The sequence below is a fragment of the Micromonospora maritima genome (assembly GCF_902825405.1).
Lineage (GTDB): Bacteria > Actinomycetota > Actinomycetes > Mycobacteriales > Micromonosporaceae > Micromonospora > Micromonospora maritima.
In genome coordinates this window covers 1-8,640 of the sequence record NZ_CADEAU010000224.1, presented here as the reverse complement: position 1 = coordinate 8,640, position 8,640 = coordinate 1, and the positions used below count along the sequence as shown (strand labels likewise).

The following is an 8,640-nucleotide window of genomic DNA, read 5'->3' as shown; positions in this document are numbered from 1 at the left end:
CTCGTCGCGCACCCGGCGCACGGCGGCGTCGAGGCGCGCGTCCGCGCCGGCCGCGGCGGCCACCTCCGCCTCGTACGCGGCCAGCACCTGCGGCTCCCGGGTCAGCGCGCGGAGCACGTCGAGCGCGGCGACGTTGCCGGACCCCTCCCAGATGGAGTTCAGCGGCGACTCGCGGAACAGCCGCGGCATGCCGGACTCCTCGACGTAGCCGTTGCCGCCCAGGCACTCCAGGGCCTCGGCGGCGTGCCCCGGCCAGCGCTTGCACACCCAGTACTTGCCGACGGCGAGCGCGAGGCGCTTGAACGCGGTCTCGCCCTCGTCGCCGCGCGCCGACCGGTCGGTCGCGCCGGCCAGCCGGGTCATGAGGACGGTGGCGGCCTCGGACTCCACCGCCAGGTCGGCCAGGACGTTGCGCATCAGCGGCTGGTCGACCAGGTAGCGGCCGAAGGCCCGCCGGTGGGTGGCGTGGTGCACGGCCGTGGTCACGCCCTGACGCATCCCGGCCGCCGCCCCGATCACGCAGTCCAGGCGGGTCAGGTTGACCATGTCGATGATGGTGCGCACGCCGCGGCCCTCGTCGCCGACCCGCCACGCCACCGCGTGCTCGTACTCGACCTCGGCGGAGGCGTTGGAGCGGTTGCCGAGCTTGTCCTTCAGACGCATCAGCCGCATCGGGTTGCGGGTGCCGTCGGGCAGCACGCGGGGGACCAGGAAGCAGGTGAGGCCGTCGGGCGCCTGGGCGAGGGTGAGGAACAGGTCGCACATCGGCGCGGAGGTGAACCACTTGTGCCCGACGAGCCGGTAGCTGCCGTCCGGCTCGGGCCGGGCCGTGGTGGTGTTGGCGCGCACGTCCGAGCCGCCCTGCTTCTCGGTCATCGACATGCCGGCGAGCAGTCCGCGCTTGGTGTGCGGCGGGCGCAGCCCGAAGTCGTACTCGGTGGCGGTGAGCAGCGGCTCGTACCGCGCGGCCAGCTCGGGGCTGTGCCGCAGCGCCGGCACCGCCGCGTACGTCATCGAGATCGGGCAGCCGTGCCCGGCGTCGGGCCGCCACACGTGGAAGCGGGCGGCCCGGGCCACGTGCGCGCCCGGCCGGTCGTCGGCCCAGGGCGCGGCGTGCAGGCCGTGGCCGACGGCGGTGCGCATCAGCTCGTGCCAGGACGGGTGGAACTCCACCTCGTCGACGCGGTGGCCGTACCGGTCGTGGGTGCGCAGCACCGGCGGGTGCTCGTTGGCCAGCCGGCCGTGCTCGGCGGCCTGTTCGCCGCCCGCCAGCCGGCCGAGGTCGTGCAGTTCGGCGACGGCCCAGTCGGCGCCCTCCCGGGCCACGCCCGCCAGCAGCGCCGGGTCGTCGGCGGTGTCGTGGCCGACGAGCGGCGGGACCTGGTTGACGACCTCGTGTGTGGTCACGGTGCGACTCCCAGCGCGCGGTGGAGGAAGGTGGTCAGGCCCGGGACGGTTCCGGGGCCGGCGACCCCCGCGGACAGCGGGCCGACCATCGCCTCGGCCAGCGCGCCGACCAGGGCGGTCGCGGCCAGCTCGGGGTCCTGCGGCGGCAGCTCCCCGCGGGCGATCCCCTCGGCGACGTGGCCGGCGAGCACCCGGGCGTAGGCCCGGCGGAAGACCAGCCGCTCGGCGTCGACGGCCGGGTCGACCGGCTCGGCGAGCAGGGCGTACGCCAGGCGGGGGGACTGCAACGCCCGGCCGCAGAACGTCTCCACCACGGCGGTGACCCGGTCGGCGACGGTCGTCTCGAGCGCGGCGGCGCGGGTGACCGCGTCGACCTCGCGCTGCGAGGCGGTGCGGAACACCTCGGCGAACAGGTCCGCCTTGGTGGGGAAGTGGCGGTAGACGGTGCCGGTGGCCAGCGCGGCGCGGTTCGCCACGGCCGCCACCGTGCAGCCGGCGTAGCCGTGCTCGGCCATCACCTCCAGCGCCGCGGCGACGATCCGGCGGCGGGAGGCGTCCAACCGGGCCCGGACCCGTTCGGTGCTCCGGTAGACCACGCCAAGGATTGAAGCACCGTTCACTCCTTGCCGGCAAGCCCCGCGACGACCAGTCATTTTGGCGCGATTCGTTGACATCATCCTGCTCGGGGAGAAGACTCGCCGAAACTTTCTTTTGTCCGGGAAGTGGCTAGGGGGGCCTGTGTCCAGGAACAAGCTCGGCGTGCTCGGCGCCGCACTCACCCTCACCGTCGGCGTCCTGTCCGGATGCACCGGTGGCGAGGCCGTCGACGTCGGCGGCGGAGCGAACGCGGGAGGCGCCGGCGGTGTCCTCAGCGCCGCGATCGGCGGCGAACCCGACCAGCTCGACCCGCACAAGACCTCGGCCTACTACAGCTTCCAGGTCCTGGAGAACGTCTACGACACGCTCGTCGAGCCGGACGCCGACCTGAAGATGGTGCCCTCGCTGGCGACGAAGTGGACCACCAGCGCCGACCAGCTCACCTGGACGTTCACCCTGCGCGACGGGGCGACGTTCTCCGACGGCTCGCCGCTGACCTCGGAGGACGTCGTCTACTCGTACGAGCGGATCATCAAGGAGAAGCTGAACACCGCGTACAAGTTCGCCACCGTCAAGTCGGTGACCGGGCCCGACCCGACGACCGTGGTGGTGACGCTCAGCGCGCCCACGCCGAACCTGCTGGCCAACCTCGGCGGGTTCAAGGGCGTCGCGATCGTGGAGAAGTCCAACGTGGAGTCCGGCAAGGTCAAGACCGCGCCGGTCGGCAGCGGCCCGTTCAAGGTGGCCGGTTACACCTCCGGCGACAGCATCAAGCTGGTCCGCAACGACGCCTACTGGGGCGAGAAGCCGAAGCTGGACGGCGTCACGTTCACCTTCGTCAAGGACCCCACGGTGGCGTTGCAGAACCTGCGCAGCGGCCAGGTGCAGTGGACCGACAACCTGCCGCCCCAGCAGGTGACGTCGTTGCGGGACGGCGACGACCCGGTGGTGAGGTCGGCGGCCTCCACCGACTACTGGTACGTGGCGCTCAACGAGGCCCGCAAGCCCTTCGACAACCCCGAGGTGCGGCGCGCGGTCGGGTACGCCCTGGACCGGGAGGCGATCACCAAGGCGGCCAAGTTCGGCCTCGCCACGGTCAACCAGGCGGCCATCCCGAAGGACAGCGCCTACTACTACGAGTACGCGCCGTACACCCACGACCCGGCCAGGGCGAAGCAGATGCTCGGTCAGGCCGGCGTCGGCAACCTCACCATGGACCTGATGGTCACCAGCGAGTACCCGGAGACCGTCACCGCCGCCCAGGTCATCGCCGCCCAGCTCAAGGACGTCGGCATCACCGTCAAGATCCGTACGCTGGACTTCGCCCAGTGGCTCGACGAGCAGGCCAAGGGCAACTTCGACGGGTTCATGCTCGGCTGGCTGGGCAACGTCGACCCGGACGAGTTCTACTACGCCCAGCACCACAGCGGCGGCACGTTCAACTTCCACAAGTACCGCAACCCGGCCGTGGACAAGCTGCTCGACCAGGCCCGCACCGAGACCGACCAGGCCGCCCGCAAGCAGGCGTACGACCAGGCCGCCAAGCAGATCGTCGACGACGCCAGCTACCTCTACCTCTACAACCCGGACGTCGTGCAGGGCTGGTCGAAGAAGGTCTCCGGCTACGAGGTGCGCACCGACCGAGCCATCCGGTTCCGTTCGGTCGCCCTCGCCAAGTGATGGCCCGCTTCGTCCTGCGGCGGGTGCTCCAGTCCGCGGTCGTGCTGCTCGGCGTGACCCTGGTGGTCTTCCTCCTGCTGCAACTGGTGCCGGGCGACCCGGTGCGGGTGGCGCTCGGCACCCGCTTCGACCCGCAGACGTACGAGGCGCTGCGCGCTCGCGCCGGCCTCGACCAGCCGCTGCCCGTGCAGTACGCCAGCTACCTCGGTCACGCGCTCACCGGTGACCTCGGAGTCAGCTTCCGCACCGGCCAGCCGGTCAGCCGGATCGTGCTGGAACGCCTGCCGGCCACGCTGTCGCTGGCCGTCACCGCGGTGGTGTTCGCGCTGCTCGTCGCGTTCCCGCTGGGCATCGTCGCGGCGGTGCGCAGCGGCTCCGCGGTCGACCACGCCGCCCGCGTGTTCAGCCAGTTCGGCGTCTCGGTGCCCGACTTCTGGATGGGCATCATGGGCATCCTGCTCTTCGCCGGCGTGCTCGGCTGGCTGCCGCCCTCGGGCTACGTGGCGCTGACCGACGACCCGGGCCGGTGGGCCACCCACGTGGCCCTGCCGGCGGTGACGGTCGGCCTGGTCACCGCGTCGATCCTCACCCGGTTCATCCGCTCGTCCGTGCTGGAGGTGCTCTCCGCCGACTATGTCCGCACCGCCGAGGCGAAGGGGCTGCGTAACCGGGTGGTGATCCTGCGGCACGTGCTGCGCAACGCGCTGATCCCGGTGGTCACCGTGGTCGCGGTGCAACTGGCCAGCCTGCTCGGCGGCGTCATCGTGATCGAGGTGCTGTTCGCCTGGCCGGGCATCGGCCGGCTCACCTTCGACGCCGTGCAGGCCCGCGACTACCCGGTCCTGCAAGGCGCGGTGCTGCTCGTCGCCGCACTGTTCCTGCTGGTCAACCTGTTGGTGGACATCCTCTACGCCCGCCTCGACCCGAGGATCACGGTCAGGTGAGCGCCACGACCGAGCGCACCGCACGCCGCGTCCTCGACGCACTGCGACGCGACCCGCTCGCCGTCGGCGGCACCGTCGTGCTCGTCCTGCTCGTCGTGGTCGGCGTGGCCGGTCCGTGGCTCGCACCGGCCGGGGTCAACGACGTCGACGTCGACCAGATGCTGCGCCCGCCCAGCGGCGCGCACCCGTTCGGCACCGACGAGCTGGGCCGGGACGTGCTCAGCCGGGTGCTCGTCGCCGCCCGCGTGTCGCTTCAGGTCGGCGCCGTCAGTGTCGGCATCGCGCTGGTCGCGGGCGTGACGCTCGGGCTGCTCGCCGGCTACTACCGCGGCTGGCTGGACAGTGTGCTGATGCGCGCCATGGACGTGCTGTTCGCGTTCCCGGTGCTGCTGCTGGCGGTGGCCATCGTGGCGGTGCTCGGTCCCGGCCTGCTCACCGCCATGGTCGCCATCGGCGTGGTCTACACGCCCATCTTCGCCCGGATCACCCGCGCCGGCGTGCTCTCCGTCCGCGAGCAGGTCTTCGTCCGGGCCGCCGTCTCCATCGGCGCGTCCGACCTGCGCATCATGCGCCGGCACGTGCTGCCCAACATCGCCGCGCCGCTGATCGTGCAGACGTCGTTGTCGCTGGCGTTCGCGATCCTCTCCGAGGCCGCGCTCTCCTTCCTCGGCCTCGGCATCCAACCGCCGGCGCCGGCCTGGGGCCGGATGCTCTTCGACGGGCGCGGCTTCGTCACCGACGCCTGGTGGCTGGGCGTGTTCCCGGGCGCGGCGATCTTCCTGACCGTGCTCGCCTTCAACCTGGTCGGCGACGCGCTGCGGGACGTGCTCGACCCGCGCCAACTCACCCTCGCCGAGGCCCGCAGGAGCACCCCATGAGCGACCGCACCGAGCGGAGCGAGGGCCGCGAGAGCGTGCCGAGCCAGCGCCGCACCAGCGACCGGCCTGTGCTCTCCGTGGAGGACCTCACCGTCACCGTCGGCACCCGCCGCGGTCCGGCGCACGCCGTGGCCGGCGTGTCCTGGCAGGTCCGCGCCGGGGAGACGTTCGCGCTGGTCGGCGAATCCGGCAGCGGCAAGAGCATGACGCTGCTCGCCGCCACCGGTCTCGCGCCGCGCGCCGCCACGGTCACCGGCCGGGTACGGCTGCTCGACAGCGAGCTGACCGCGCTGCCCGACGACCGCCGTCGCCGGCTGCGCGGCCGGCACGTCGGGTTCGTCTTCCAGGACCCGATGACCTCGCTCAACCCGGTGCTGCCCGTGGGGCGGCAGGTCACCGAGGCGGCCGAGGAGCACCTCGGGTTGAGCCGCCGGGCCGCCCGGGACCGGGCGGTGGAGCTGCTCGACCTGGTCGGCATCCCGTCGGCCGCGCGGCGGGTCGACGCGTACCCGCACCAGTTCTCCGGCGGGATGCGCCAACGCGTCGTCATCGCCATGGCCCTGGCCTGCGAGCCGGACCTGCTCATCGCCGACGAGCCGACCACCGCGCTGGACGTGACCACCCAGGCGCAGATCGTCGAGCTGGTCGCCGACCTGCAACAGCGGCTGGGCACGGCGGTCGTCTGGGTCACCCACGACCTCGGCGTGGTCGCCGGCATCGCCGACACCGTCGCCGTCATGTACGGCGGACGCATCGTCGAGCAGGGCCCGGTCGACGCGGTCTTCGACACGCCCACCCACCCGTACACCCGGGCGCTGCTCGCGGCCCGGCCGGACCCGTCGCGGCGGGGCGAGGACCTGGTGGCCATCCCCGGCGCGCCGCCGAGCCCGCTCGACCTGCCGCCGGGCTGCGCGTTCTGGCCGCGCTGCCCGGTGCGCGCCGACCCCCGGTGCGCGCACGAGCTGCCCCCGTTGACGCCTGTCGGCGACGGGCACACCGTCCGCACCTTCTATCCGGGAGAGACCCCATGACAGCCGCGGACGTGGTCGCCGAGCTGGACGACCTGGCGGTGCACTTCCCGACCCGGGCCGGGGTGGTCCGGGCGGTGGACGGCGTCACCCTGGCCGTCCGCCGGGGCGAGACGCTCGGCCTGGTCGGCGAGTCCGGCAGCGGCAAGTCCACCGCCGGCCTGGCGCTGCTGCGCCTGGTCGACCCGACCTCCGGCCGGGTCCGGGTGGCCGGCGCGGACGTGACCCGCTGGTCCCGGCGTCGCCTGCGCGGCATGCGCCGCCACGTGGCCATGGTGTTCCAGGACCCGCAGGCGTCTCTCGACCCGCGCCGCACGGTGGGGGACAGCATCGCCGAGCCGTTGACCGTGCACCGGCTGGCCGCGTCCGCCGCCGCCCGCCGGGCCCGGGTGGCCGAGCTGCTGGACCTGGTCGGCCTGCGCGCCGAGACGGCCGACCGGCATCCGCACGAGCTGTCCGGCGGCCAGCGGCAGCGGGTCGGGGTGGCCCGGGCGCTGGCCGGCGAGCCGGACCTGATCGTCCTGGACGAGCCGATCGCCTCGCTGGACCTGAGCGTGCAGGCGCAGATCATGAACCTGCTGCGGCACCTGCAACGCGACCTCGGGCTGACCTACCTGTTCATCGCGCACGACCTGGCCGCCGTGGAGCACATGAGCGACCGGATCGCCGTGATGTACCTGGGCCGCATCGTCGAGACGGGCCCGCCGGAGCGGATCTACCGGCAGCCGGCGCACCCGTACACCGCGGCCTTGCTGTCGGCGGTGCCGGTGGCCGATCCCCGGGTCGAGCGGGAGCGCCGGCGCATCGTGCTCACCGGCGACATCCCCAGCCCGGTGGATCCGCCGGGCGGGTGCCGCTTCCGTACCCGCTGCCCCCGGGCCCGCGACGAGTGCGCCCGCACCGACCCGGCGCTGGCCGAGGTCGGTCCCGACCACCGGGCCGCCTGCCTGTTCCCGCTCGACGGCGAGCCGGACCGCGACGGCGGCCCGGCGCGTGAAGACGTGCCGGCGGCGTAGGCTCGGCGGCGATGACCTTCACCACCCGGCCGACGCTGCGCGGCACCTTCGGCATGGTCTCCTCGACGCACTGGCTGGCCAGCCAGTCCGCGATGGGCGTGCTGGAGCGGGGCGGCAACGCCTTCGACGCGGCGGTCGCCGCCGGTTTCGTGCTGCACGTGGTGGAGCCGCACCTCAACGGCCCGGCCGGCGAGGTGCCGGCGATCCTGGCGACCGCGGACGATCCGACCCCGCGGGTGCTCTGCGGCCAGGGCCCGGCCCCGGCCGGCGCGACCGTCGCGCACTTCCGCTCGCTCGGTCTGGACCTCGTGCCCGGTTCCGGCCCGCTCGCCGCCGTGGTGCCCGGTGCGGTGGACGCCTGGCTGCTGTTGCTGCGCGACCACGGCACCCGGTCCCTGGCCGAGGTGCTGGACCCGGCGATCGGCTACGCCGCCGCCGGCCACCCGCTCGTGGGCGCGGCCGGGCAGACCGTCGAGCGGGTCCGGTCGCTGTTCACCGAACACTGGCCGACCTCCGCCGAGCGGTGGCTGCGGCACGGCCGGGCGCCCGCGCCGGGGGAGATGGTCACCAACCCGGCGTACGCGCTGACCCTGCGCCGCCTCGTCGACGCCGGCCGGGCCGCCGGCGCGGACCGGGTGGCGCAGATCGAGGCGGCTCGGCGGGCCTGGCGCGAGGGTTTCGTCGCCGAGGCGATCGACCGGTTCAGCCGGCTGCCGTTCCGCGACTCCAGCGGCCGGCCGCACGCCGGTCTGGTCACCGGCGCCGACCTGGCGGGCTGGTCGGCGACCTGGGAGGAGCCGGTCACGCTCGACTGGCGCGGCCACACGGTGGCCAAGACCGGGTTCTGGGGCCAGGGCCCGGTGCTGTTGCAGACCTTGTCGATGCTGGACGCGCTCGACGATCCCCGGGCGCTCGATCCGTCCACCGTGGACGGCATCCACGCGCAGGCCGAGGCGCTGAAGCTCGCCTTCGCCGACCGCGAGGCCTGGTACGGCGACACCGGCGAGGCGCCGGCGGCGCTGCTGTCCCCGGCGTACGCCCGCGAGCGCGCCGCGCTGGTCGGTGCGCGGGCCTCGACCGCGCTGCGTCC

General features: G+C 73.8%; 8 protein-coding genes. 6 read left to right on the top strand and 2 right to left on the bottom strand.

The window, feature by feature from the left end:
* The coding region (locus HUW36_RS19380; RefSeq protein WP_174529471.1) for an acyl-CoA dehydrogenase family protein at positions 1 to 1,407 on the bottom strand (1,407 nt) is incomplete at its 3' end.
* Positions 1,404 to 2,003: a TetR/AcrR family transcriptional regulator gene (locus HUW36_RS19375; protein ID WP_174529470.1), complete on the bottom strand. Its 600-nt coding sequence runs from the start codon at positions 2,001 to 2,003 to the stop codon at positions 1,404 to 1,406. The genes HUW36_RS19380 and HUW36_RS19375, both read right to left, overlap by 4 nt.
* A gap of 142 nt (positions 2,004 to 2,145) precedes the next feature.
* Here HUW36_RS19375 and HUW36_RS19370 point away from each other — a divergent pair, with 142 nt between their 5' ends.
* The 6 genes from HUW36_RS19370 to HUW36_RS19345 form a co-directional block, all read left to right on the top strand.
* Positions 2,146 to 3,684 (top strand): ABC transporter substrate-binding protein, encoded by a 1,539-nt coding sequence (locus tag HUW36_RS19370; protein WP_174529469.1) that lies wholly within the window; start codon positions 2,146 to 2,148, stop codon positions 3,682 to 3,684.
* The gene (locus HUW36_RS19365; RefSeq protein WP_174529468.1) at positions 3,684 to 4,628 is read left to right on the top strand and encodes an ABC transporter permease; all 945 of its coding nucleotides are present in this window, start codon (positions 3,684 to 3,686) and stop codon (positions 4,626 to 4,628) included. Before HUW36_RS19370 ends, HUW36_RS19365 begins: the two co-directional genes overlap by 1 nt.
* Complete coding sequence (locus HUW36_RS19360; protein ID WP_174529467.1) at positions 4,625 to 5,506, top strand: ABC transporter permease; 882 nt, start codon at positions 4,625 to 4,627, stop codon at positions 5,504 to 5,506. The genes HUW36_RS19365 and HUW36_RS19360 overlap by 4 nt, the downstream gene beginning before the upstream one ends.
* Complete coding sequence (locus HUW36_RS19355) at positions 5,503 to 6,537, top strand: ABC transporter ATP-binding protein (RefSeq protein WP_174529466.1); 1,035 nt, start codon at positions 5,503 to 5,505, stop codon at positions 6,535 to 6,537. The genes HUW36_RS19360 and HUW36_RS19355 overlap by 4 nt, the downstream gene beginning before the upstream one ends.
* The gene (locus tag HUW36_RS19350) at positions 6,534 to 7,550 is read left to right on the top strand and encodes an ABC transporter ATP-binding protein (protein ID WP_174529465.1); all 1,017 of its coding nucleotides are present in this window, start codon (positions 6,534 to 6,536) and stop codon (positions 7,548 to 7,550) included. Before HUW36_RS19355 ends, HUW36_RS19350 begins: the two co-directional genes overlap by 4 nt.
* Before the next feature lie 11 nt (positions 7,551 to 7,561).
* On the top strand, positions 7,562 to 8,640 hold a 1,079-nt coding region (locus HUW36_RS19345), incomplete at its 3' end, for a gamma-glutamyltransferase family protein (protein WP_174529464.1).

Excerpts from the sequence above, each read along its gene's own strand:
- HUW36_RS19350 (WP_174529465.1), top strand. The coding sequence starts at position 6,534 with ATGACAGCCGCGGACGTGGTCGCCGAGCTGGACGACCTGGCGGTGCAC.
- HUW36_RS19365 (WP_174529468.1), top strand. The coding sequence starts at position 3,684 with ATGGCCCGCTTCGTCCTGCGGCGGGTGCTCCAGTCCGCGGTCGTGCTG.
- HUW36_RS19355 (WP_174529466.1), top strand. The coding sequence starts at position 5,503 with ATGAGCGACCGCACCGAGCGGAGCGAGGGCCGCGAGAGCGTGCCGAGC.